This window comes from Kitasatospora sp. NPDC002522 (assembly GCF_053595195.1).
Genome location: NZ_JBSFXE010000068.1, coordinates 1 through 23,984 on the forward strand (window position 1 = coordinate 1; position 23,984 = coordinate 23,984).

Below are 23,984 nucleotides of genomic sequence, written 5' to 3' on the forward strand. Positions count from 1 at the left end.
CCCGGAGGACCGGGCGGCCATTCCTTCCGAGCCATCGAGGGCAACGCGCCATCAGCCATACCCGGTCCTCCCGGACCGCCTCACATTCTTAGGGAACCCGCCATGGCCGGTTACACCCATGGACACCACGCAGCCGTCCTGCGCTCGCACCGCACCCGCACCGCGGCCAACTCGGCCGCCTACCTGCTGCCCGAACTCCGGCCCGGACATCGGGTGTTGGACGTCGGCTGCGGGCCGGGCACGATCACCGCGGACCTGGCCGCCGCGGTCGGCCCGACCGGCCGGGTCACCGGCGTCGACACGGCCGCCGAGGTGCTGGAGCAGGCCGCCGGGCTGGCCGCCGAGCGCGGTCTGGACACGCTGGACTTCCAGGTCGCCGACGTCTACCGACTGCCGTTCCCGGACGGCTCGTTCGACGTGGTGCACGCTCACCAGGTGCTGCAGCACCTGGCCGACCCGGTGGCCGCGCTGCGCGAGATGCGCCGGGTGACCGCGCCCGGCGGGCTGATCGCGGTGCGTGACGCCGACTACGCCGCGATGACCTGGTACCCGCAACTGCCGGAACTGGACGAGTGGTCGGCCCTCTACCGCCGCACCGCCCGGACCAGTGGCGGCGAGCCCGACGCCGGCCGCCGACTGGTCGCCTGGGCCCGCGCCGCCGGGCTGACCGAGCTCACCGCGACCTCCGCCACCTGGACCTTCGCCGCCGAGGCCGAACGCGCCTGGTGGTCGGAGAGCTGGGCCGAGCGCACGCTGCGCTCCAACACCGCCGCCACCGCCCTCGCCGAGGGCCTGGCCACCCCCGCCGACCTGGAGCGGATCGCTGCCGGCTGGCACCGCTGGGCCGCCGACCCGGACGCCTGGTTCGCCGTCCTGCACGGCGAACTGCTGGCGCGCGTAAGGTAGTTGCTCATCAGTCGCAGCTAACCTCCCGTTAACCCCGACCGTACCCACCGGTAGCATCCAGCCGCTATCCTCATGCACACGGCAAGCGGTCCGGCCTGTCCCCCACCGGGTCGGACCGCTAGCGTGCACCCCATGGACCAGGCGTACCGGGTGATGCGGCAGGACGACAACGGCAACCGCTACCTGGTCGCCCGCGGGTTGAGCCGCGCGGAGGCCGAGGCGCTCGCGGCCGAGTTCGAGGCCCGTGGACACAAGCAGCTCTACTGGGTGGAGCGCGACGAGGAGTGAACTCCGCAGGCGTACCGTGGCGCTTGACGGTTCGTCGGCGCCCGGCCGGGTGTGGCCGTCCGAGTCGAGGAGGCCGCCCGGTGGGAGTCGAGATCGAGCGCAAGTTCCTGGTGCCGGACGGTGAAAGCGTGCCGGACGGGCGGGAGTTCGAGGTCCGGCAGGGCTACCTGGTGATCGGTCCGGAAGGCGCCGAGGCCCGGGTCAGGGAGCAGGGCGAGGCCTGCTCGCTGACGGTCAAGCGCGGCGCCGGGCTGGTCCGCGGCGAGTGGGAGACCCCGCTGGGCGCCGAGCAGTTCGCCGCGCTGTGGCCCGCCACCGAGCACGCCCGGGTCACCAAGACCCGCCGGATCGTCCCGCTCGGCCGCTTCGAGGCGGTGGTCGACACCTACCACGGCCGGCTGGCCGGACTGCGCACCGTCGAGGTCGAGTTCACCGACTCCGAGGAGGCCGCCGGCTTCACCCCGCCCGCCTGGTTCGGCGCCGAGGTCACCGACCGCTCCGACCTGAAGAACCAGCGCCTCGCCACGGCGGCCGAGCCGCCCGCGCTCTGACGTAGGGTCGGGGGCGGCGAGTACCCGAGCGCGAGGGCAGTGATGGCGGTGCTGATCGACACGGTGGCCTGGGTCCGGCTGGAAGGCGGCAGGATCCTGTGCGCCCGCCCCCGTGGCAAGGACGAGTTCTACATCCCCGGCGGCAAGCGCGAGGGCGCCGAGACCGACCTGCAGACCCTGGTCCGCGAGGTCGCCGAGGAGCTGACCGTCGCGCTCCGCCCGGAGACCGTCGCACACGTCGGCACCTACCACGCCGAGACCCGCCCGGGCGGCGCGACCGTCCGGATGGCCTGCTACACCGCCGAGTACACCGGCACCCTCGCCGCCAGCAGCGAGATCGAGGACGTCGACTGGTTCGGCTACGCAGACCGGGACCGCGTCCCCCCGGTCGACCAGCTGCTCTTCGACGACCTGCACCGCGACGGCCACTTGAGGTAGCGGGCCGTCGGCCGGGTGGCCGCCTGACGCGGCGGCAGGCCCTCCGACCTGTACGCCAATCGGACAGACGACCCGTATGTCGGGATAGTGGCGCGTTGTCCGGGGTATGGCAGTGTTCGGCAGCATTCGTCACGTTCGGGAGCCGGAGTGGCACCGGGTGGCGAGGGCCCGCGCTCCGGCGACCCGCCGCGGCGTGTTCCCAGCGATGGCCGGAGGCCCCGTAGGTGGCGAAGCCGGGTGGTGGCGGGGGAAAGGGCGAGGCGGCCGGTCCGTCTCCGCGTGGCGCGCGGCGCGCGGCCGGCCCGGGCCTGCCCATAGGCCGGGCTGCGGCCCGGGCCCGGCTGCGCCGCGGCCCCGGGGCGGGTGAGCGTCCCGGACGGGGTGGACGCACCGGGCGGGCCGCCGGGCCCGGCCCGGTGCCGGGCAGCGCGCCGACTGCCGGGCCGTCCGCCGCCGGGCCGTCCGCCGAGCCGCCCGCCGAGGCGGGCACGGCCCCGCCGCGCGGCCGGCCCACCCAGGCGTTCCCCGGCGGCCCCGAGCCGCACCCCGGCCGCCGCGAAGCCGCGCCGACCGCGCTGCACCCCAGCCGCCGCACAGAGGGCGGCAGCCTGCTCGACGTGGTCAAGGTGGCCATCGTCATCCTGGACACCTCCGGCCGGGTGGTGCTGTGGAGCCCCGCCGCCGAGGACATGCTCGGCTGGCCCAGCGAGGTGCTGGTCGGCCGGGCCGTCGACGAGCTGATGGCCGATCAGGAACAGGTCCAGCGCACCCGTACGGCGATCCAGGAGACCCTGCGCCGCGGCTCCTGGCACGGCATCACCGGCATCGCCGACCGCGACGGCGTCCCGGTCGAGGTGGAGGCCCGGCTCTCCCTGCTGGTCGACGGCGACGGCGCCCCGTACGTCCAGGCCGCCCTCGCCGAGGCCGCCGCCCTGCGCGCCGTCGAACGCGACCTGGCCGTCCGCGACGCGCTGTTCGAGCAGTCACCGCTCGGCATCGCCGTCCTCGACACCGAGCTGCGCTACACCGCGGTCAACGGCACCCTGGCCGCGATGAACGGCCTGCCCGCCGAGGCGCACGTCGGCCGCACCACCGGCGAGACCCTCCCCGAGCGGGCCGCCGACGAGATCACCGCCATCCAGCGCCAGGTGCTGGCCACCGGCGAACCGGTCATCGACGTCACCCTGGCCTCCCCGGTCACCGCCCGCTCCGGCTACCGCTCGATCTCCTACAGTCGGATGACCGACCGCTCCGGCCGGGTGCTCGGCATCTCCGGCACCGTCATGGACGTCACCGAGCGGTACCGCGCCGTCGCCAAGGTCGAGGGCGCCCGGCGCCGGCTCTCGCTGCTCAACGAGTTCGGCTCCCGGGTCGGCGACCTGCTGGACGCCACCCGGATCGCCCAGGAGCTCGCCGGCGCGGTCGTCCCCCGGCTCGCCGACTACGCCGGGGTGATCCTCCTGCAGGCCGTCGCGCACGGCGACGACCTGCCCCGGCACGGCCACGACCGGCGCACCTCGCTGCTACAGCTCGGCGTCGCCGCCATCCAGGACGGCCCCGCGGTCGAGACGATGCTGCGCCGCGGCGCCCGGATCACCTTCGAGGAGGAGTCCGTCTTCGGCCGGGTGCTGCGCAGCGGCGTCCCCGAACTCCTGGCCAGTGGAACGGAGTTGGACGACCTCTCGTACCCCGGCGACCCCAAGGTGGAGGCCGCCAGGGACCTCGGCGTGCACTCCCGGCTGGTGGTGCCGCTGCGCGCCCGCGGCATCGTGATCGGCCTGCTGGTGGTCAGCCGGGCCGGCTACCGCGAGGGCTTCGACCGCGACGACCTGGCCTTCACCGTCGAACTCGCCGACCGGGCCGGCAGCTCCCTCGACAACGCCCGGCTCTACGCCCGCGAACGCACCGCCGCGCTCACCCTGCAGCGCACCCTGCTGCCCCAGCAGGTCCCGCAGCCCACCGGCGTGGAGGTCGCCTACCGGTACGTGCCGGGATCCAGCGGCACCGAGGTCGGCGGCGACTGGTTCGACGTCATCCCGCTGCCCGGCGAGCGCACCGCGCTGGTGGTCGGCGACGTGATGGGCCACGGCCTGCGGGCCGCCGCCACCATGGGCCGGCTGCGCACCGCCGTCCGGGTGCTGGCCGCCCTCGACCTGCCGCCCGAGGTGCTGCTGCGGCACGTCCACGAACTCGCCGACGACCTCGCCCAGGGCCCCGACGAGGCGCTGCTCGCCACCTGCATCTACGCGGTCTTCGACCCCGCCCGGCGCAGCCTGATCGTCACCAAGGCCGGCCACATCCCGCCCGTCCTGGTGGTGCCCAAGGCCGGCGCCGCCGAGCCGGCCCGCTCCGGCGGCCCGCTGCCCGGCGGCGCCGGCCAGGTGCTCGACCTGCCGTCCGGCGCCCCGCTCGGCGTCGGCGGCGTGCCGTTCGAATCGATCGAGATGGAGATCCCGGAAGGCAGCCTGCTCGCCCTGTGCACGGACGGGCTGGTGGAGTCCCGGGACAAGGATCTGGACGTGGGACTGGGGAGGTTGATCAGCGTGCTGGAACAGCCGTACGCCTCGATCCAGCAGGCGTGCGAGGCCGTCCTCGACACCATGGAACAGGGCCGCGAACCCGACGACGTCGCCCTGCTGCTGGCCCGCCTCGGCCGCGGCCAGGCCGACGTGCCGACCGCCGGGTGGACCCTGCCCGCGGAGCCCACCGCGGTCTCCCGGGCCCGCAGACTGGTCCGCGGGACGCTCGCCGACTGGGGCGTCGAGGAACTCACCGACACCGCCGAACTGCTGGTCAGCGAACTGGTCACCAACTCGGTCCGCTACGCCAGCGCCCCGATCGGTGTCCGCCTCACCCTCCGCGACGTCCTGCTGGTCGAGATCTCCGACCCGCTGCCCGACCCGCCCCGCGAACGCCACGCCGCCGAGGGCGACGAGGGCGGCCGCGGCCTGGAACTCGTCCGCCGCCTCGCCCTGCGCTGGGGCGCCCGCGCCGAGGGCCTCGGCAAGGTCGTCTGGTTCGAGCTCGCGGGCGACCCCGAGGAGGGCGGCGGCACGGACGAGGCCGCACCCGAGATCGGGCGCGGCCTCTTCTCCGCGGACTGACGGCCTTTGACCTGAGCGGCTGTCAGGGCGTGACGTAGCCCAGGAAGTCGACGACGGCGTCGGTGATGCCGATGTGGTTGGTCACCCGGATCGTACGGTCGGAGATCGGGACCAGAGCGAGGTTGGGGACGATCGCGCCCGGCGCCAGGTTCAGGTTCGAGGTGGTCCAGTCCGTGGTGTCGCTGCGGCCCGCCGCGAGCCAGTCCTCCTGCGTCGAGTTGAGGCCGGTGAGATTGACCAGGACCGCGGTGGCCTGAGCGGGGATGCCGTACCGGCGGACGTCGATGTCCTCGGGGCCGCCGAGCCCCATCGGACCGTTGCGGGTGTCGAGGGCCCGGACCGGCCGGATCGGGACGATCTGCCCGGCCCGGTCCGGCTGCACGCCGTAGTAGCCCTGCACGTCCGCGATCAGCTGGACGTTGCCGACGTGGTTGTAGAGCGTCACGTTGCCGTCGGCGTCGATCGGGACGGTGACCTGGTTGGCGACCGTGGCACCGCGGCTGACGTTCAGTGAGGAATGCACGCCGGTCGGGTTCGCGGCGACGTACGTGTCCTGGTCCGCGCCGGTGGCGGTCAGGTTGAGCACCGCGACCGACGCCGTGTCGGGGAGGAGACCCGGGCCACGGACCTTGAAGGTGACGGTGCCGTCCGGTCCGACCTGGCCGGGCTGCGCACCGGTGCCGTTCCGGGTGTCCAGGGCGCGGACCGCCGGAACGCCGTACAGGCCGAGCGGCTGCACCTTGCCGGTGCTGTAGTACCCCTCGAGGTCGGCGATCAGGTCGATCGAACCGCCGTGGTTGTACACGGTGATGGTGCCGTCGGCAGCGACCGGCACCAGAGCGGCGTTGCCCGTGTCCCGGCCGGGCGCGGGGTTGAGGTTGGACGTGCCGGGTCGCTCCGTGCCGTCGTAGGCGATGACGTGGGTCGGCTCGGTGGCGTTGGTGCCGGTCAGGTTGACCAGGACGGCGGCGACCGAGCCGTCGTCGGGAAGGCCCGCGGTGCCGGTGACCTTCAGCCTGACGGTGCCGTCCCGGCCGATCGCGGCCTGCGGCGCCCCCAGCCCGGTCCGGGTGTCCATCACCCGGACCGGCTGGGCCAGCGGAACGTACGCGCCCCCGACCGTGACGGTGGACGTCTTCTCCGCCGTCCGGCCGTGGTCGTCGGTGACGGTGAGCGAGACCTGGTACGTCCCGGGCCTGGCGTAGCGGTGGTCGGCAGGAACGGCGTCCGCACCGGCGTGGGTGACCGGGGCGGTGCCGTCGCCGAAGTCGTAGCGGTATCCGGAAATCGGCCGCGGACTGGTCACCCCGCTGACCTCGGCGTGGACCGAGAGCCGGTCCGCATCGGCGGCGTGCCGGACGACCAGCTCGCCGGTGATCGGGTCGAGTGCGACCTGCACCGGCCACCAGTACTCGTCGACCTTACCGGCGCTGTCGCGGGCCGAAATGACGGCGCCGTAGTACCCCTCGCGCGGGTAGGTGTGGCGGACCGTGAAGTCCCCGGAGCCGACCGGTACCGGCGCGCTGCCGTCACCGAAGTCGATGGTCCCGGAAGCGGGAAGCCACGGGGAGACGATCGAACCGACTGCCTCGACATCCAGCAGCGGGTGGCCCTGTGCGTCCGTGACCTGCCGGAAGTGCACCCAGGACGAGAGCGGGTTCGTGGTCTCGTCCGCCCCGCGGTCGTGGTAGGTGACCCGGCCACTCCCGGTGTCGGCGACCTCGGCGTCGTCGATCCGCACGTATCCGCGGCGGTCGGTATCGAGCTGTCCGGGGGCGTCGGAGTCCGCCGCGTCGATGCCGCTCGTCGTCAGCTCGCTCCAGTACCCCTGACCCAGCAGGTCGTGGTCGCCCTGCCCGGTGGCGGAGCGGAACGCCGCTGCCGTCCGGTACTCCACGCCCGCCCAGACGTACGGAACGTCCCCGCTGTCCTGCAGGGAGTTGTACTTGGCGACGGTGCCGGGGACGGAGTCCGCGGCCACGTCCAGGCCGCGGCGCGGGTCGGTCGTGCAGTCCGCAGTGTCGGAACTGCGGGAGAGGAGGTTGTTCTCGACCACGGACCGGTCGGATCCGCCGGCCAGCCGGATCAGCGGTCCGCAGTCGGCCCTGACCGTGTTCGAGGTGACGACGCTACCCGGTGCGTGGTCGACGCTGATGCCGTTCGTCCGGTTCGTGGTGACCGTGGCCCGGGGACTCTGCTCCACGGTGACCCGTCCGAGGACGGTCGAGCGGCTGAGCGTCACCTCCGAACTCGCCCCCGTGATCCACACGGACGGGCTCCACACGTGGTCGAGGACCACGCGGTCGGACCCGGTCACGGTGGCGCGTGGCGCGGGGCCGCTGTCCGTTTGGAGGTTCGACGCCCGCACATCGTGAGCGCCGTTGACGGTGAGCGTCCTGACCTGGGTGACCGGCTGGAAATCGGGTTCCACCGCATCGGCGCCGACGAACGTGACCGGCGCGTCCGGAGTGCCCGAGCGGGTCAGCGCCACCGCCTCGTCGTACGTACCGCGACCAATGTGCACGGTCTGCCCCGGCAGGACGGTCCTGGTCGCCGCCGACACGTGGCAGTACGGCTGCGCCACGCTCCCCGGGCCGTCGTCGGCGCAGGTGGCGCTGTCCTTGTCCACGTAGAGGTCGGTGACCCCCGCCGTAGCGGTCGCGGACGGCAGGCTGCCGGCGGCGAGCGCGACGAACGCCGCTGCGGCCAGGCGTCTGGAACGCATGGAATCTCCTCCCCAAGACTCGGCAAAACACCGAGCAGGAGCGGCATCCTGCCAGACCGGTCGTGCACCCCCGCACCCGGGTGGGCCGCCCCCGGAAGGGCGCCCACCCGGGTGACGGTGGGTCAGGGGATCACGTACCCCTGGATGTCGACGATCGCGTCGGCGGTGCCGGCGTGGTTGACCACGGAGAAGTAGCCCCACTGGTTGATCGGCACGAGCGCCAGGTTCGGGACGACCGCGCCGGGGGTGAGGTTCAGGTTCGACGTGCCCGGCGAGGCGTTGACGGCGTAGGTGCCGATGAGAGCCTGCCAGCCCTCCTCGGTGGCGTTCAGGCCGGTGAGGTTGACCAGCACCGCGCTCGCGCCGGCGGGGACGCCGTAGGAGCGCGCGTTGATGCCGCGGACCTCGAAGGGGTTCAGCTTCGAGGTGGTGCGGGTGTCCAGCGCGCGGACGGGCGTGATCGGGACCACCTGGCCGGCGTTGGGGTAGTCGGACCCGTAGAAGCCCTGCAGGTCGGCGATCAGGTGGACCGAGCCGACGTGGTTGTAGAGCGTCACGTTGCCGGCGGCGTCGATCGGGGCGGTCACCTGGTTGGAGACGGTGGCGCCGCGGCTGACGTTCAGCGAGGAGTAGGTGACCGGACGGGCGACCGGGTTGGCGGTGACGTAGGTGTCCTGGTCGGCGCCGGTGGCCGTCACGTTGAGCACCACGACCGAGGCCCCCGCGGGGACCTGGCCGGGCAGCTCGCGGACGTTGAAGGTGACGGTGCCGTCCGGGCCCACCGGGTGGCTCGTTCGGGTGTCGAGCACCCGGACGGCGTCGCTCGCGTACAGGTTGCGGGACGGGACCTTGCCGGTGCTGTAGTAGCCCTGCAGGTCGGCGATCAGGTCGAGCGAGCCGCCGTGGTTGTAGACGGTGATGGTGCCGTCCGCGGCGACCGGGACCATCGCGGCGTTGCCGACGTCGCGGCCGGGGACGGCGTTGAGGTTGGACGTGTCCGGCCGCTGCCCGCCGTCGTAGGCGATCACGTGGGTGGGCTCGGAGGCGCCCGTACCGGTGAGGTTGACCAGCACCGAGGCGACCGACCCGTCGTCCGGGATGCCCGGGGTGCCGGTGACCTTCAGCTTCACGGTCCCGTTCGGGCCGACCTTGGCCTTCGGCGCGCCGAGGCCGCTACGGGTGTCCATCACCCGCCGAGGCATCGTCAGCGGCACGTACGCCGTGCCGACCGTGACCGGCGAGGAGGCCGACGCGCTGCGCCCGTGGTCGTCGGTGACGGTCAGCGTCACCTGGTAGGGGCCGGACTTGGCGTAGCGGTGGTCGACCGGAGCGGCCGTGGCGCTCTCCACCGCGGCGGTGCCGTCGCCGAAGTCGTAGCGGTACTTCACCACCGGCAGCGGGCTGGACAGGTCCTTCGGCAGGGCCCGCACGGTCAGCCGGTCCTTCTCGGCCGGGTGCTGGACCGTCAGGCCGGTGCTGACCGGGTCGGCCGCGGCGCGCACGGTGAGCGTGGTGGTCTTCCGGTAGCCGGTGTCGTCGGTGACGGTCAGCACGGCCTGGTAGTTGCCCGGGTACGGGTAGCCGTGCGAGACGGGGCCGGCCGTGACCGGGGAGGGCCCGGTGCCGTCGCCGAAGTCGAGGGTCGCGGTGGCCGGGAACCACGGCGAGGTGACCTGGACGTCGAGCGCCACGTCCAGGGCGTAGGCGGGCTGCGCGGGGGCGAGGGCCAGGCCGAGCACCATCGGGTTCTGCTGCTCGCCCGCGCCGCGGTCGTAGTAGCCCACGCCGGTACCGGTGTTGGGGTAGCCCGGGGCGTCGATCCGCTTGCTGCCGGTCTGCGAGACGGGCAGCTCGCCCGGGGCGAGGGCGTCCGCGGAGTCGATGCCCGCGGCGTCGAGCTGCGCGGTGGTCGGCTTCACGACGTCCCGCTCGCCCTGACCGGTGGCGGTCTGGAAGTCCTCCGCCGTGGCGTACGTCTTCCCGCCCCACAGGTACGGGGTGGGGTCGGCCAGCAGCGAGTTGTACTTGGCGACGGTGCCGGCGGCGGAGTCCGCGGAGACCTCCAGGTCGCGCTGGGCGCCGGCTGTGCAGCCGTCGGTCTTCGCGGTGCCGGTGAGGACGTTGTTCTCCACCGTGGTGCCGGTGGAGCCGCCGGTCACCAGGACCTGCGGCCCGCAGGCGGCGCCCACGCTGTTGGAGGTGACCGCCGTCCCCTGCGCACCGTCGACGGTGATGCCGCTCCGGGGCCCGAAGGAAATCTGATTGGTGCTCACGATCGCGGACGACGCCTGGTCGACCACCACCCGGCCGCCGGTGACCCAGCTCTGACTGAGCGTCACCCCGGCGCTGTGTCCGGTGACGTGGACGGCCGCCGACCCGCCGTCGGCGTCCTGCCCGCGCACCCGCATCCGGTTCAGCTCGACCCGGCTCGCGCCGGCCACCCGCACCGCTTCCGCGGACACCGAGGCGCCGTCCACGTACAGCTCGACGAAGCGGACGTCGGTCGCCCCCAGCACAGTGATGCCCCGCACCGTGGTCTCAGCGCCCGGCTCGAAGCTCCCGGTGGCCGGTCCGGTGAAGGTGATCGGCGCGTCCGGCGTGCCGGAGTGGGTCAGCACGATCCGCTCCTCGTGGACGCCGCTCGCGAGGTGCACGGTCTGCCCGGGCCCGACCGCCTTGGCGGCGGCACCGACGTGGCAGTACGGCACCTCCTTGCTGCCCGAACCGGCGTCGGTGCAGGCGGTGTTGCCCTGGTCGACGTACAGGTCGGTGACCGCCGCGGCAGCGGTGGCGGACGGCAGGCTGCCGGCGGCGGCGAGCACGACGATGGCTGCCGCGGTCACACGTCTGGAACGCATGGAAACCCCTCCCCAAGACTCGGCAGAGCACCGAGGTGGAGCGAGATCCTGCCAGACCGGTCGTGGACCCCCGCATCCGGGTGGACCCTGTGCGATCCACCCGGATGACGGCACGTCAGGAGGCCGTGTACCCCTGGATGTCGAGGATCGCGTCGGCCGCGCCCGCGTGGTTGTAGAGCGTGATCCAGCCACCGTTGCCGACCGGCACCAGCGCCAGGTTCGGCACGATCGCACCCGGCGTCAGGTTCACGTTCGAGCTGTCCCAGTAGTAGGCGTCGCCACTGGAGACGGCCATCCACCCCTCCTCGGTTGCGTCCAGCCCGGTGAGGTTGACCAGCACCGCGGTCGCGCTCTCCGGGACCCCGAACTCGCGGACGTTGACGGTGCGTCGGCCGTCGAAGGCGAGCTTGTCGCCGGTGCGGGTGTCCAGCGCGCGAGCCGGGGTGATCGGGATGACCGGGCCGGCCTTGCCGTCGGCGGTGCCGTAGAAGCCCTGCAGGTCGGCGATGAGCTGGACGGTGCCGACGTGGTTGTAGAGGGTGACGTTGCCGTTGGCGTCGATCGGGGCGGTGACCTGGTTGGCCACCGTGGCACCGCGGCTGACGTTCAGTGAGGAATGGGTGACGGGCTTTCCGGGGTTGGCCGTGACGTAGGTGTCCTGGTCGGAGCCGGTGGCGGTCAGGTTGAAGACCGCGACCGAGGCGTTGTCGGGGAGGAGGCCCGGGCCGCGGACCTTGAAGGTGACGGTGCCGTCCGGGCCCACGGGGTGGCTGCCGCGGGTGTCCAGGGCGCGCTTGGCCGGGACGCCGTAGAGGCCGAGCGGCTGCACCTTGCCGGTGCTGTAGTAGCCCTGCAGGTCGGCGATCAGGTCCAGCGAACCGCCGTGGTTGTACAGCGTGATCGTCCCGTCGGGCGCGACCGGGACCAGCGACGCGTTGCCGACGTCGCGCCCGGGTACGGCGTTGAGGTTCGAGGTGTCCGGCCGCTGTCCGCCGTCGTAGGCGATCACGTGCGTCGGCTCGGAGGCGCCGGTGCCGGTGAGGTTGACCAGGACGGCGGTGACCGACCCGTCGTCCGGAACGCCCGCGGTGCCGGTGACCTTCAGCTTCACGGTGCCGTTCGGGCCGACCTTGGCCTTCGGCGCGCCGAGGCCGCTGCGGGTGTCCATGACCCGCTGAGGGGTCGTCAGCGGAACGTACGCCCCGCCGACCGTGACGGGGGAGGCGGCCGTCCCGGTGCGCCCGTGGTCGTCGGTGACGGTGGTGGTGACCCGGTAGGTGCCGGGCTTGGCGTAGTGGTGGTCCACCGGCGCGTCCGTGGCGGCCTCCACCGCGGCGGTGCCGTCGCCGAAGTCGTAGTGGTACGTCACCACCGGCAGCGGGCTGCTCAGATCCTTCGGCTGGGTCCGGACGGTGAGCTGGTCGGCCCCGGCCGGGTGCCGCACGTCGAGGCCGGCCGTGATCGGGGCCGCCGTCAGCTGCAGGTTGGCGTACGTACGGCGCTGGTTGCCGGAGCTGTCGGTGACGGTCAGGGTGGCCAGGAACTGCCCCTCCCGCGGGTAGCGGTGCGAGAGCGGGAAGGAGTCCGCGGTGACCGGCACGGCGGGGGTGCCGTCGCCGAAGTCGACGGTCGCGGTGGCCGGCGACCAGGGGGAGGTGAACGACCCGCTGAAGGTCACGTCGAGCGGGTGGTCGGACGGGCTGTGCTGGGACGTGTCGGTGAGCGACGCGGTCATCGGGTTGATGACCTCGCTCGCCCCCCGGTCGTAGTAGCCCACGCCGGTACCGGTGTTGGCGTACGCCGGGTCGTCGGTCCGGTGGTAGTTCTGCAGGCTGACGGGCAGTTCGCCGGGCGCGAGGGCGTCCGCGGAGTCGATGTTCGTCGGGTTCAGGGCCTCGGAGGTCGGCTTGAGGATGTCCTGCGCGCCCTGCCCGGTGGCCGCCCGGAACGCCTCTGCCGTGTCGTACGCGGTGCCCGCCCACAGGTACGGGGTGGCGTCGGCCAGCAGGGAGTTGTACTTGGCGGTGGTGCCGGGTGCCGAGTCCGCGGAGACCTCCAGGTCGCGCTGGCCCTCGGGCGGGCAGGGGAGCGTGGCCCGGGTGCCCAGCAGGACGTTGTTCTCCAGCACCGTGCCGGCGGAGCCGCCGGTCACCAGCAACCGGGCGCCGCAGCCGTCGCCGACGGTGTTGGAGGTGACCGTGGTGTCCCGCGCGCCGTCGAGGGTGATGCCGGCCGTCGCGGTCTGGATCAGGTTGGTGCTGACCACGGCCGTCGAGGCCTGGTCGACCACCAGCCGACCGTAGGAGACGATGTTCTGACTGACCGTCACGCCGGTGCTCCGTCCGGTGACGTGGACGGCGGGCGCCGTGGCCGTGGAGTCCGAGCGCCTCACCTGCAGGCGGTTCAGCTCGACCTGGCTCGACCCCGTCACTGTCACGACCTCGTCGCTGCTCCCGAGTACGAAGAGGTCGGCGATCCGGACGTTCGACGCCCCGCGCACGGTGATCCCGGTGAGGCGGGCGCTGGACCCGGGGGAGGCGCCCCGGGACGTGCCGGTGAAGGTGATCGGCGCCTGCGGCGTGCCGGAGCGGGTCACCTCCAGCCGCTCCGCGTAGGTGTAGTCGGCGAGGTGCACGGTCTGGCCGGGCTCGACCTTCGCGGCGGCCGTAGCGACGGTGCAGTACGGCTGCTCCTGGCTGCCCGGCCCGTCGTCGGCGCACTGCGCACTGGCCCGGTCGACGTAGAGGTCGGTCACCGCGGCGGTGGCGGTACCGGCGACGGACGGCAGGCTGCCGGCGGCGAGCGCGACGAGGGCTGCCGCGGCGACACGTCTGGAACGCATGGAACTTCCTCCCCGGTGCCCGGCGGGGCACCGGGCAGGGAGGTGATCATCGCAGGCGGGTCGTACACCCGGGTACGGGGGTGGGCCTGGCCTGACACAGCGGCACCCCGCTTGCGGCGACCGCTCGCGTGCCGTGCATTCAACTACCCGAGTCGATGTTGTGACGTTAGGGGGCGTGTGCTGTCGCGCCCAAATGATGAATACTCGGACATCGAATACTCGGTCTTCTCGACACCGGATGGGCGCGCGGGTTGGAGGGGTCGGTCCGTTGAACAGCTTCCCGGCACGGAACGCGACGCACGGCGACAGCGGCTATGCCGCGGTGCCGGAGCAGCCGGGTGCCCCGACGGTGTCCGCCGCGCTGCCGACCGGCTGGGGCCGCAGCGCCGGCAGCATCTACGACTACATCCGGGTCGCCACCTTCGCGATCGGCGCGGACGGCCGGATCGCCCAGTGGAGCGACCGGGCCGCCGAGTTCTTCGGGGTGCCCGCCGCGGAGGCGGTCGGCGCCGACCCGATCACCGCGTTCATCCCGCGCGAGCTGTGGCAGCGCGGCCGGGCCCGGCTGGAGCGGATCCTGGCCGGCGAGGAGTGGGTCGGCACCGCCCCGTACCGCGACCTGTCCGGCGCGGAGGGCCTGGCCGAGGTCTACGCGATGCCGGCCAGCGCGGACGGCTCCGCGACCTGCCTGGCCGTCGACCTGGGCCGGCTGCGCACCATCGAGACCGACCTGGCCGCCTCCGAGGCGGTGTTCGGGCAGACCCCGACCGGCTTCTTCCTGTTCGACCTGGAACTGCGGCTGCAGCGGGTCAACGAGGCGTTCGCGGCCGGTGTCGGCCGCACCCCCGCCGAACTCCAGGGCCTGGCCCCCGGCGACGTGTTCCGCCCGTCCGACGCGGACCGGCTGCTGCTCGCCCTGCGCAAGGTGCTCACCGGCCAGGAGCCGGTACTCGACCTGCGGCTGGCCGGCCCGACGCTGCCCGGCCGGGCCCCCGCCGCCCGCGACGACGACCAGCGCACCTGGGCGGTGTCGCTGTACCGGCTGGCCGGTGCCGGCGGCCGCCCGATCGGCGTGGCCGGGCAGGTCCAGGACGTCACCAGCCGGCACATCGCCGAGCGCGAGGCCGCCGGGGTGCGCCGCAACCTCGCCCTGCTGAACGAGGCCTCCACCCACATCGGCTCCACCCTCGACCTGGAGACCACCGCCAAGGAACTGCTCGACGTGATCGTCCCGCAGTTCTGCGACGTCGCCACCGTCGACCTGTACACCGCGCTGCTCACCGGCGACTCCGCCCCGCTGTCCGCCAACCCGGAGAGCGGCGAGCTGCGCCGGGTCGCGGTCTCCAGCGTGGTCGGCAACGCGCCCTCGGTGCTCGGCTCCGACCGCGGCGGCGGCGTCCGGGTCGCCGAGGCCGGCGGGACGCTCTGCTACCCGCCGCGCTCCCCGCACGCCCGCGCGCTGCGCACCGGCCGCAGCGTGGTCCCGCAGCCCGGGCCCGACCCGCTGCTGCGCTCCACCCTGGTGGTGCCGCTGGTCGCCCGCGACCAGGTGCTCGGCCTGGTGCAGCTGTCCCGGGCGATCGGCTCCGAGCCGTTCGACGCCCGCGAGGTCGCCATCGCGGAGGAGCTGGTCGCCCGGGCCGCGGTCTGCGTGGACAACGCCCGGCTCTACCGCCGCGAGCACGAGCGCGCCCTGATCCTGCAGCGCAGCCTGCTGCCCCCGGGCAACCCGGCCGCCTCCGGCCTGGAGATCGCCCGCCGCTACCTGCCCAGCAACAACAACACCGAGGTCGGCGGCGACTGGTTCGACGTCATCCCGCTGCCCGGCAGCCGCACCGCGCTGGTGATCGGCGACGTGATGGGCCGCGGCCTGCGCGCCGCCGTCGCGATGGGCCAACTCCGCACCGCCGTGCGGACCCTGGCGATGCTCGACCTCGACCCCGCCGAGGTGCTCACGGCCCTCGACGAGATCGCCCGCGGCCTCGGCAGCGACGACCTGCCGGAGTCCGGCGCCGAGGTCTACCTCGCCACCTGCGTGTACGCCGTCTACGACGCGGTCAAGCAGCGCTGCACCTTCGCCAACGCCGGCCACCTCCCGCCGGTGCTGCTCAGCCCCGGCGAGGGCGCCCGGATGCTCGACGTGCCGCCCGGCCTGCCGCTCGGCGTCGGCGGCGAACCGTTCGAGGAGGTCGACGTCGACCTCCCGGAGGGCGCCGTCCTCGGCCTGTACACCGACGGCCTGGTGGAGTCCCGCAAGCACCAGCTGGACGAGGGCCTGCGGGCCTTCCGGGAGGCGCTGACCAACGGCTCCAGCCGGCTGGAGGAGCTCTGCGACCAGGTGCTGGACGAGCTCAACCCGCACCACGGCGAGGACGACATCGCGCTGCTGATGGCCAAGGTCCAGGCGCTGCCGAAGGGCTCGGTCGGCGACTGGCGGCTCCCGCCGGAGCCCACCTCGGTCGCCAAGGCCCGCGAGGCCGCCTGCGGCTGGCTGCTGGAGCGCGGCCTGGACGAGCTGGTCGACACCTCGGAGCTGCTGGTCAGCGAGCTGGTCACCAACGCGCTGCGGCACGGCCGCGGCGAGATCCGGCTGCGCCTGCTGCGCGACAAGACCATGGTCTGCGAGGTCTGGGACGACGCCTACGCCCAGCCCCGCCAGCGCCGCGCCCAGGAGACCGACGAGGGCGGCCGCGGCCTCCAGCTGGTCTCGCTGCTGGCCGAGCGCTGGGGCAGCCGCCGCACCCCCAAGGGCAAGATCGTCTGGTTCGAACTGTCGCTGTAGGCCCGCCGGACACCCCCCGGGCACGTGATCTTCTTCACCCCCCGAGCGGCCCGTTTCGGCTCCGTTGGGGCGTTCCCCGTACGATGGGGAGAAGCCGAGGCATGTGCCATGCCCGGCGGGTGGACCGGTGAATGCTGACGCGGGCCGGGCACCGTGACCCACGATTCCGGGAGAATCAGCGCCGCATGCCCACGCGCAACGACATCCGCAACGTCGCCATCGTCGCCCACGTCGACCACGGCAAGACCACCCTGGTCGACGCCATGCTGAAGCAGGCCGGCGCCTTCGCCGCCCACCAGCAGCTCGACGACCGAATGATGGACTCGAACGACCTGGAGCGCGAGAAGGGCATCACCATTCTCGCGAAGAACACCGCGGTCAAGTACCACCCCAAGGATGGTGGCGCGCCGATCACCATCAACATCATCGACACCCCCGGCCACGCCGACTTCGGTGGCGAGGTCGAGCGCGGCCTGTCGATGGTGGACGCGGTCGTCCTGCTGGTCGACGCCTCCGAGGGTCCGCTGCCGCAGACCCGCTTCGTGCTCCGCAAGGCGCTCGCCGCCCGCCTGCCCGTCATCCTGTGCATCAACAAGACGGACCGCCCGGACGCCCGGATCGACGAGGTCATCAACGAGACCTACGACCTGTTCCTGGACCTGGACGCCGACGAGGACCAGATCGAGTTCCCGATCGTCTTCGCCTGCGCCCGTGACGGCGTCGCCTCGCTGACCAAGCCGGAGAACGGCACCGTCCCGGCGGACAGCACCAACCTGGAGCCGTTCTTCTCCACCATCCTGGAGCACGTCCCGGCCCCGGTCTACGACGACGCCGCCCCGCTGCAGGCGCACGTCACCAACCTGGACGCCGACAACTTCCTCGGCCGCATCGCGCTGCTCCGGGTCGAGCAGGGCGAGCTGCGCAAGGGCCAGACCGTGGCCTGGATCAAGCGCGACGGCTCGATCAGCAACGTCCGGATCTCCGAGCTGCTGATGACCGAGGCGCTCACCCGCAAGCCCGCCGAGGTGGCCGGCCCGGGTGACATCTGCGCCGTCGCCGGCATCGGCGACATCATGATCGGCGAGACCCTGGCCGACCCCGAGAACCCGATCGCGCTGCCGCTGATCACCGTCGACGAGCCGGCCATCTCGATGACCATCGGCACCAACACCTCGCCGCTGGTCGGCAAGGGCGGCTCCGGCAAGGGCGCCGACGCGAAGTCCAGCAGCAAGGTGGACCGCAAGGTGACGGCCCGCCAGGTGAAGGACCGCCTGGACCGCGAGCTGATCGGCAACGTGTCGCTGCGCGTGCTGGACACCGAGCGCCCGGACGCCTGGGAGGTGCAGGGCCGCGGTGAGCTGGCGCTGGCCATCCTGATCGAGACCATGCGCCGCGAGGGCTTCGAGCTGACCGTCGGCAAGCCGCAGGTGGTCACCCGGGAGGTCAACGGCAAGACCCACGAGCCGGTCGAGCGCCTCACCGTGGACGTGCCCGAGGAGCACATGGGCGCCGTCACCCAGCTCATGGGCATCCGCAAGGGCCGGATGGACAACATGTCCAACCACGGCTCGGGCTGGGTCCGGATGGAGTTCGTGGTGCCGTCCCGCGGCCTGATCGGCTTCCGTACCGAGTTCCTCACCAACACCCGCGGCACCGGCATCGCGCACTCGATCCACGAGGGCTACGAGCCGTGGTTCGGCCAGCTCACCACCCGCAACAACGGCTCGCTGGTCGCCGACCGCTCCGGCGTGGTCACCGCCTTCGCGATGACCAACCTGCAGGAGCGCGGCGTGCTGTTCTGCGACCCGGGCACCGAGGTGTACGAGGGCATGATCGTCGGTGAGAACTCGCGTGCCGACGACATGGACGTGAACATCACCAAGGAGAAGAAGCTCACCAACATGCGTTCCTCGAACGCGGACGTGGCCGAGTCGATCGTGCCGCCGCGCAAGCTCTCGCTGGAGCAGTCGCTGGAGTTCTGCCGCGAGGACGAGTGCATCGAGGTGACCCCGGAGACCGTGCGCATCCGCAAGGTCGTCCTGGACGCCAAGGACCGCGGCCGCACGGCCTCGCGGGCAAAGAAGGGCTGACACCCGTAGCTCGGCCGACCGGCCGGCGTCCTCAGGGACGCCGGCCGGTCGCGTTTTTCCTCACACTCCGTGACGCACCCTCAGATGGGCTCCGGGCGCGGATCGTTCGTTAATCGGACGTCACACATCGTCATGCGTGACAACTGTCCGTTTCGCCCCTGTCTGGGTATGTCGCGAATGTCCGATTCCCGAGATTCACCGCTCGTTCATGTGACCAAATTGAAATCCGTATTGGTCGGTTCCGTATCCGTGAGTGACCGATAGTGGGTGCATCGAGCTCGGGTCGAGGCTTCTGCGCAGGGGTGCGCGCCAGGCCGCGAGCGATCTGTAACACGAGTTCAGGAGGCACACCCATGCGCGGTGCCAGCCAGGCCAAGTGGGTTGTCGCAGCCGTCGCGGTCGCCCTCGCAGCTACCGCTTGCGGCAGCAGCAACTCCGGCGGCAGCTCCGGTGGCGACGCGGTCAACGCTCAGGGCACGTTCAGCTACCAGAGCACCGAGCCGCAGAACCCGCTCCAGCCGGCCAACGCCATGGAGGTCGGCGGCGGTCGAGTCATCAAGACCCTGTTCAAGGGCCTGGTGGACTACGACCCCGCGGACGGCAAGCTGCGCAACCAGGTCGCCGAGAAGATCGAGACCACCGACGCGCAGAACTACACCGTGACCCTGAAGTCGGGTTGGACCTTCCACGACGGCACCCCGGTGACCGCGGCCTCCTTCGTGGACGCCTGGAACTGGTCGGCCAACGTCAAGAACAACCAGATCAACTCCGACTGGTTCTCCGACATCCAGGGCTACGACGCGGTCCACCCGGACAAGGGCGACGCCACCGCGGACACCATGTCCGGCCTGAAGGTCGTCGACGACACGCACTTCACCATCGCGCTGACCGGCCCGGTCTCGTACTTCCAGTACAAGCTCGGCTACACGGCCTTCTCGCCGCTGCCCAAGGTGTTCTTCACCGACCCGGCGAAGTACGGCCAGTCGCCGATCGGCAACGGCCCCTACAAGTTCGTCTCGTGGGAGCACAACAAGGCGATCACCGTCGCCGCGTTCGACAAGTACGCGGGCACCGACAAGCCGAAGAACGGCGGCATCGTCTTCAAGAACTACTCGCAGGCCGAGGCCGCCTACAAGGACCTGGTCTCCGACAACCTGGACGTGCTGGACCAGGTCGACCCGAGCGACCTCGCCTCCTACAAGAACGACCTGGGCGACCGCGCCGTCGACCAGGCCCAGGGCGCGATCCAGAACATCTCCTTCTCCATGTACCAGCCGGAGTGGCAGGGCGTGGACAAGGCGAAGGTCCGCCAGGGCCTGTCCATGGCGATCGACCGCGACACCATCACCAAGACGGTGCTCAACGGCTCCCGCCAGCCCGCCACCTCCTGGGTCGCCCCGGGTGCGATGGGCTACAAGGAGAACACCTGCGGCGACGCCTGCAAGTACGACCCGGTCAAGGCCAAGCAGCTGGTGACCGAGGGCGGCGGCGTCCCGGGCAACAAGATCACCATCCTGTACAACGCCGACGGCGGCCACAAGGAATGGGTCGACGCGGTCTGCAACAACATCCGCCAGGCCACCGGCGTCGAGTGCGTCGGCGACGCCAAGCCGGACTTCAAGACCGCCCGTGACCTGATCAAGAAGAAGCAGGTCAACGGCCTGATGCGGACCGGCTGGGTGCAGGACTACCCGCTGAACGCCAACTTCCTGCGGGACGTCTACGGCACCGGTGCCGCGGCCAACGACGCGGGCTACTCCAGCCCGGAGTTCGACAAGTTCGCCGCCGAGGCCGACAAGGCCACCTCGGTGGAGAAGACCGCCGAGCTGTACCAGCAGGCCGAGGCCCAGCTGGCCAAGGACATGCCGGCCATCCCGCTCTGGTACTACAAGACCACCGCGGGTTACTCGAAGAACGTGCAGAGCGTGAAGTACGACTCCTTCGGTGACCCGGTCTTCACCCAGGTCGAGGTCAAGCAGAAGTAATTCCGAGCCGGCACCACACACGGCTCGAAACGACACGGCCGGTGCCGTGCCCCGCCCCACCGGGCGGACCGGCACCGGCCGTTGTCACGCCGAGAAACTCTGAAATCGGGATGACGGCCCGTCAGAGCAGTCAATTGGAGGCACGATGGGGCGTTTTGTCGCGAGGCGACTGCTCCAGATGATCCCGGTGTTCCTGGGTACGGTCACGATCATCTTCTTCATGACCCGCATGCTCCCCGGTGACCCGGCGGCAGCGATGTGGGGCGACAAGGCGGCCGATCCGGCCCAGCTGGCGGCGCTCAAGCACCGGATGGGCCTTGATCTCCCCATCTGGCACCAGTACCTCAACTACATGAGGGACCTGCTGCAGGGGAACTTCGGCCAGACCATGGCCGGCCGCAAGGTCGTCGACGTGATCGGCGAGGCCCTCCCGGTGACGGTGCGGCTGGCGCTGCTGGCCTTCGCCTTCGAGCTGGTCGTCGGCGTCGCCATCGGCCTGTTCGCCGGCCTGCGCCGCGGCAAGGCCTTCGACAAGTCCTCCCTGGTGCTGACCCTGCTGCTGATCTCCATCCCGGTGCCGGTGCTCGGCTTCGTGTTCCAGAACGTCTTCGCGATCCAGCTCGGCTGGATCACCCCGACCGTCCAGGACTCGATGAACCTGGGCCAGCTGATCCTGCCCGCCATCGTGCTCGGCTCGATCTCGCTCGCCTACGTGGCCCGCCTGACCCGGACCTCCATCGCGGAGAACCTGAAGGCCGACTACATGCGCACCGCGGTCGCCAAGGGACTGCCCAAGCGCAAGGTCATCGGCACCCACCTGATGCGCAACTCGATGATCCCGGTGGTGACCTTCCTGGGCACCGACCTGGGCGCCCTGATGGGCGGCGCGATCGTCACCGAGGGCATCTTCAACGTCAAGGGCGTCGGCAACGCGCTCTACCACGCCATCAACTTGAACGAGGGCGCGACCGTCTCCGGTTTCGTCGTCGTGCTGGTGCTGGTCTACCTGGGCGCCAGCCTGCTCGTCGACCTGCTCTACGCGGTCCTGGACCCGAGGATCCGGTATGCCTGACCTGATCGAGAAGAACGCGGGCATCCCCGCGCAGCGCGCCGGGGAGAGCGCCGAGCCGAAGCCGGAGAAGCCCCGCAGCCTCGGCCTGGACGCCTGGCACGACCTGCGCAAGCGTCCGATCTTCATCCTGTCGGCCGCGCTGATCGTGCTGCTGATCGCCTTCGCGATCGCCCCCAGCCTGTTCACCTCGGTGGACCCGCGCGCCGGCGACCTGCGGATGCACTACCTGACCAAGCCGAACTACCTGCACTTCTTCCAGGGCGACTGGTTCGGCTACGACGGCCAGGGCCGGTCGATCTACGCGCGGATGATCTACGGTGCCCGCGCGTCCGTGGTGGTCGGCATCTGCGTCACCGCGGGCGTCACCCTGCTCGGCGGCCTGCTCGGCATGGTGGCCGGCTACTACGGCGGCTGGGTCGACACGATCGTCTCCCGGTTCACCGACATGGTCTTCGGCATCCCGCTGCTGCTCGGCGCGCTGGTCATGCTGAACGCCTTCCAGGTCCGCACCGTCTGGTCGGTGGTCTTCGCTCTGGTGGTCCTCGGCTGGACCCAGATGACCCGCGTCATGCGCGGCTCGGTGATCACCGTCAAGCAGGCCGACTACGTGACCGCTGCCAAGGCGCTCGGCGCCGGCACCGGCCGGATCATGTTCAAGCACATCCTGCCGAACGCGATCGCCCCGGTGATCGTGGTGGCCACCATCGCGCTCGGCGGCTACATCGCCACCGAGGCCACGCTGAGCTTCCTCGGCATCGGTCTGCAGGACCCGACCATCTCCTGGGGCATCGACATCAACTCGGCCCAGAAGGTCATCCGTACCGCTCCGTTCGCACTGTTCTTCCCCGCCGGCATGCTCAGCCTCACCGTGCTGGCCTTCATCATGCTCGGCGACGCGGTGCGTGACGCCCTCGACCCGAAGCTGCGCTGAGAGAGGCGGCCCGCACCATGACCACCGCACCCGTGAAGACCCCGGTAGCCCAGGACCGCCTGGTCCCCGGCACCCCGCTGCTCGAAGTCCGTGACCTGCACGTCGAGTTCAAGACCCGGGACGGCATCGCCAAGGCCGTCAACGGCGTCAACTACTCGGTCGCGGCCGGCGAGACGCTCGCCGTGCTCGGCGAGTCCGGCTCCGGAAAGTCCGTCACCGCCCAGACCATCATGGGCATCCTGGACATGCCGCCCGGCCGGATCACCTCCGGCGAGATCCTGTTCCGCGGCCAGGACATGCTCAAGATGTCGGGCGAGGAGCGCCGGAAGATCCGCGGCCGCAAGATCGCGATGATCTTCCAGGACGCGCTCTCCTCGCTCAACCCGGTGCTCTCCGTCGGCTACCAGCTCGGCGAGATGTTCCGCGTGCACGAGGGCCTCTCCAAGAAGGAGGCCAAGGCCAAGGCGATCGAGCTGATGGACCGGGTGCGCATCCCGGCCGCCGCGCAGCGCGTCAACGACTACCCGCACCAGTTCTCCGGCGGTATGCGCCAGCGCATCATGATCGCCATGGCGCTGGCGCTGGAACCGGACCTGATCATCGCGGACGAGCCCACCACCGCCCTGGACGTCACCGTCCAGGCCCAGGTGATGGACCTGCTCGCCGAGCTGCAGGCCGAGTACCACATGGGCCTGATCCTGATCACCCACGACCTCGGCGTGGTCGCCGACGTCGCGGACAAGATCGCGGTGATGTACGCCGGCCGGATCGTCGAGACCTCCCCGGTCCACGAGCTGTACGCCAAGCCCGCCCACCCGTACACCAAGGGCCTGCTCCGGTCGATCCCGCGACTGGACCAGAAGGGCGAGGAGCTCTACGCGATCAAGGGCCTGCCGCCCAACCTCTACAAGGTCCCGGCCGGCTGCGCCTTCAACCCGCGCTGCGACGTCGCCACCGACCTGTGCCGTACCGAGATCCCCGCCCTGCACCAGGTCACCGACCGGGACGGCGCGGAGCTCGCCGGGCGCAAGAGCGCCTGCCACCTCTGGAAGGAGACCCTCCATGGCTGAGCAGCCCATCCTGGAGGTCCGCGACCTGGTCAAGCACTACCCGCTCACCCAGGGCGTCCTCTTCAAGAAGCAGGTCGGCGCGGTCAAGGCGGTCGACGGCATCTCCTTCACCCTCGGCAAGGGCGAGACCCTCGGCATCGTCGGCGAGTCCGGCTGCGGCAAGTCGACGCTGGCCAAGGTCCTGATGAACCTGGAGCGGGCGACCGCGGGCCAGGTCCTCTACAAGGGCGAGGACATCTCCCGGCTCTCCGGCGCCGCGCTGAAGGCGGTGCGCCGCAACATCCAGATGGTGTTCCAGGACCCGTACACCTCGCTGAACCCGCGGATGACGGTCGGCGACAT

Annotated in this window: 15 protein-coding genes; 12 read left to right on the forward strand and 3 right to left on the reverse strand. The window is 71.6% G+C overall.

Annotation, left to right across the window (positions count from 1 at the left end):
- Nucleotides 1-102 precede the first annotated feature (102 nt).
- The 5 genes from ACWD4U_RS33045 to ACWD4U_RS33065 all read left to right on the forward strand — a co-directional run bounded on the left by ACWD4U_RS33045 (nucleotide 103) and on the right by ACWD4U_RS33065 (nucleotide 5,287).
- On the forward strand, nucleotides 103-906 hold the full coding sequence (locus ACWD4U_RS33045) for a methyltransferase domain-containing protein (RefSeq protein WP_363461330.1): 804 nt from the start codon (nucleotides 103-105) through the stop codon (nucleotides 904-906).
- 132 nt (nucleotides 907-1,038) lie between these two features.
- Nucleotides 1,039-1,194 (forward strand): SPOR domain-containing protein, encoded by a 156-nt coding sequence (locus tag ACWD4U_RS33050; RefSeq protein WP_363461332.1) that lies wholly within the window; start codon nucleotides 1,039-1,041, stop codon nucleotides 1,192-1,194.
- A gap of 80 nt (nucleotides 1,195-1,274) precedes the next feature.
- Nucleotides 1,275-1,745, forward strand: coding sequence for a CYTH domain-containing protein (locus tag ACWD4U_RS33055; RefSeq protein ID WP_363461334.1), 471 nt, complete (start codon nucleotides 1,275-1,277; stop codon nucleotides 1,743-1,745).
- 42 nt (nucleotides 1,746-1,787) lie between these two features.
- Entirely contained in the window at nucleotides 1,788-2,183 is a 396-nt protein-coding gene (locus ACWD4U_RS33060) for an NUDIX hydrolase (RefSeq protein ID WP_449787389.1), read from the forward strand.
- 416 nt (nucleotides 2,184-2,599) lie between these two features.
- Nucleotides 2,600-5,287, forward strand: coding sequence for a SpoIIE family protein phosphatase (locus ACWD4U_RS33065; protein WP_363461338.1), 2,688 nt, complete (start codon nucleotides 2,600-2,602; stop codon nucleotides 5,285-5,287).
- 22 nt (nucleotides 5,288-5,309) lie between these two features.
- On the opposite strand, the gene ACWD4U_RS33070 is transcribed toward ACWD4U_RS33065, so the two are convergent.
- The 3 genes from ACWD4U_RS33070 to ACWD4U_RS33080 form a co-directional block, all read right to left on the reverse strand.
- A complete protein-coding gene (locus ACWD4U_RS33070; protein WP_363461340.1) occupies nucleotides 5,310-8,012 on the reverse strand; it encodes a PKD domain-containing protein in 2,703 nt (900 codons plus the stop codon).
- 122 nt (nucleotides 8,013-8,134) lie between these two features.
- Nucleotides 8,135-10,870 (reverse strand): PKD domain-containing protein, encoded by a 2,736-nt coding sequence (locus ACWD4U_RS33075; protein ID WP_363461342.1) that lies wholly within the window; start codon nucleotides 10,868-10,870, stop codon nucleotides 8,135-8,137.
- 115 nt (nucleotides 10,871-10,985) lie between these two features.
- The gene (locus ACWD4U_RS33080) at nucleotides 10,986-13,712 is read right to left on the reverse strand and encodes a PKD domain-containing protein (protein WP_363461344.1); all 2,727 of its coding nucleotides are present in this window, start codon (nucleotides 13,710-13,712) and stop codon (nucleotides 10,986-10,988) included.
- A 238-nt stretch (nucleotides 13,713-13,950) separates the two neighbouring features.
- On the opposite strand from ACWD4U_RS33080, the gene ACWD4U_RS33085 reads away from it, so the two are divergent.
- The 7 genes from ACWD4U_RS33085 to ACWD4U_RS33115 all read left to right on the forward strand — a co-directional run.
- Nucleotides 13,951-16,494 (forward strand): SpoIIE family protein phosphatase, encoded by a 2,544-nt coding sequence (locus ACWD4U_RS33085; RefSeq protein WP_449787390.1) that lies wholly within the window; start codon nucleotides 13,951-13,953, stop codon nucleotides 16,492-16,494.
- A gap of 185 nt (nucleotides 16,495-16,679) precedes the next feature.
- Nucleotides 16,680-18,584 carry a translational GTPase TypA gene (typA, locus tag ACWD4U_RS33090; protein ID WP_363461346.1) on the forward strand — a complete coding sequence of 635 codons (1,905 nt, stop codon included), beginning with the start codon at nucleotides 16,680-16,682 and terminating at the stop codon, nucleotides 18,582-18,584.
- A 353-nt stretch (nucleotides 18,585-18,937) separates the two neighbouring features.
- Nucleotides 18,938-20,569, forward strand: coding sequence for a peptide ABC transporter substrate-binding protein (locus ACWD4U_RS33095; protein ID WP_363461348.1), 1,632 nt, complete (start codon nucleotides 18,938-18,940; stop codon nucleotides 20,567-20,569).
- A gap of 145 nt (nucleotides 20,570-20,714) precedes the next feature.
- Nucleotides 20,715-21,641 (forward strand): ABC transporter permease, encoded by a 927-nt coding sequence (locus ACWD4U_RS33100; RefSeq protein ID WP_363461350.1) that lies wholly within the window; start codon nucleotides 20,715-20,717, stop codon nucleotides 21,639-21,641.
- The gene (locus ACWD4U_RS33105; RefSeq protein WP_363461352.1) at nucleotides 21,634-22,572 is read left to right on the forward strand and encodes an ABC transporter permease; all 939 of its coding nucleotides are present in this window, start codon (nucleotides 21,634-21,636) and stop codon (nucleotides 22,570-22,572) included. The genes ACWD4U_RS33100 and ACWD4U_RS33105 overlap by 8 nt, the downstream gene beginning before the upstream one ends.
- 17 nt (nucleotides 22,573-22,589) lie before the next feature.
- Nucleotides 22,590-23,642: an ABC transporter ATP-binding protein gene (locus ACWD4U_RS33110; RefSeq protein ID WP_363461354.1), complete on the forward strand. Its 1,053-nt coding sequence runs from the start codon at nucleotides 22,590-22,592 to the stop codon at nucleotides 23,640-23,642.
- A partial coding sequence (locus ACWD4U_RS33115; RefSeq protein WP_363461356.1) for an ATP-binding cassette domain-containing protein occupies nucleotides 23,635-23,984 on the forward strand: 350 nt, incomplete at its 3' end. The genes ACWD4U_RS33110 and ACWD4U_RS33115, both read left to right, overlap by 8 nt.

Bases quoted from the DNA above. Each gene is read 5' to 3' on its own strand.
- ACWD4U_RS33045 (WP_363461330.1), top strand. From the start codon at position 103: ATGGCCGGTTACACCCATGGACACCACGCAGCCGTCCTGCGCTCGCAC.
- ACWD4U_RS33050 (WP_363461332.1), top strand. From the start codon at position 1,039: ATGGACCAGGCGTACCGGGTGATGCGGCAGGACGACAACGGCAACCGC.
- ACWD4U_RS33060 (WP_449787389.1), top strand. From the start codon at position 1,788: ATGGCGGTGCTGATCGACACGGTGGCCTGGGTCCGGCTGGAAGGCGGC.
- ACWD4U_RS33070 (WP_363461340.1), bottom strand. From the start codon at position 8,012: ATGCGTTCCAGACGCCTGGCCGCAGCGGCGTTCGTCGCGCTCGCCGCC.
- ACWD4U_RS33075 (WP_363461342.1), bottom strand. From the start codon at position 10,870: ATGCGTTCCAGACGTGTGACCGCGGCAGCCATCGTCGTGCTCGCCGCC.
- ACWD4U_RS33080 (WP_363461344.1), bottom strand. From the start codon at position 13,712: ATGCGTTCCAGACGTGTCGCCGCGGCAGCCCTCGTCGCGCTCGCCGCC.
- ACWD4U_RS33085 (WP_449787390.1), top strand. From the start codon at position 13,951: ATGGGCGCGCGGGTTGGAGGGGTCGGTCCGTTGAACAGCTTCCCGGCA.
- typA (WP_363461346.1), top strand. From the start codon at position 16,680: ATGCCCACGCGCAACGACATCCGCAACGTCGCCATCGTCGCCCACGTC.
- ACWD4U_RS33095 (WP_363461348.1), top strand. From the start codon at position 18,938: ATGCGCGGTGCCAGCCAGGCCAAGTGGGTTGTCGCAGCCGTCGCGGTC.
- ACWD4U_RS33100 (WP_363461350.1), top strand. From the start codon at position 20,715: ATGGGGCGTTTTGTCGCGAGGCGACTGCTCCAGATGATCCCGGTGTTC.
- ACWD4U_RS33105 (WP_363461352.1), top strand. From the start codon at position 21,634: ATGCCTGACCTGATCGAGAAGAACGCGGGCATCCCCGCGCAGCGCGCC.
- ACWD4U_RS33110 (WP_363461354.1), top strand. From the start codon at position 22,590: ATGACCACCGCACCCGTGAAGACCCCGGTAGCCCAGGACCGCCTGGTC.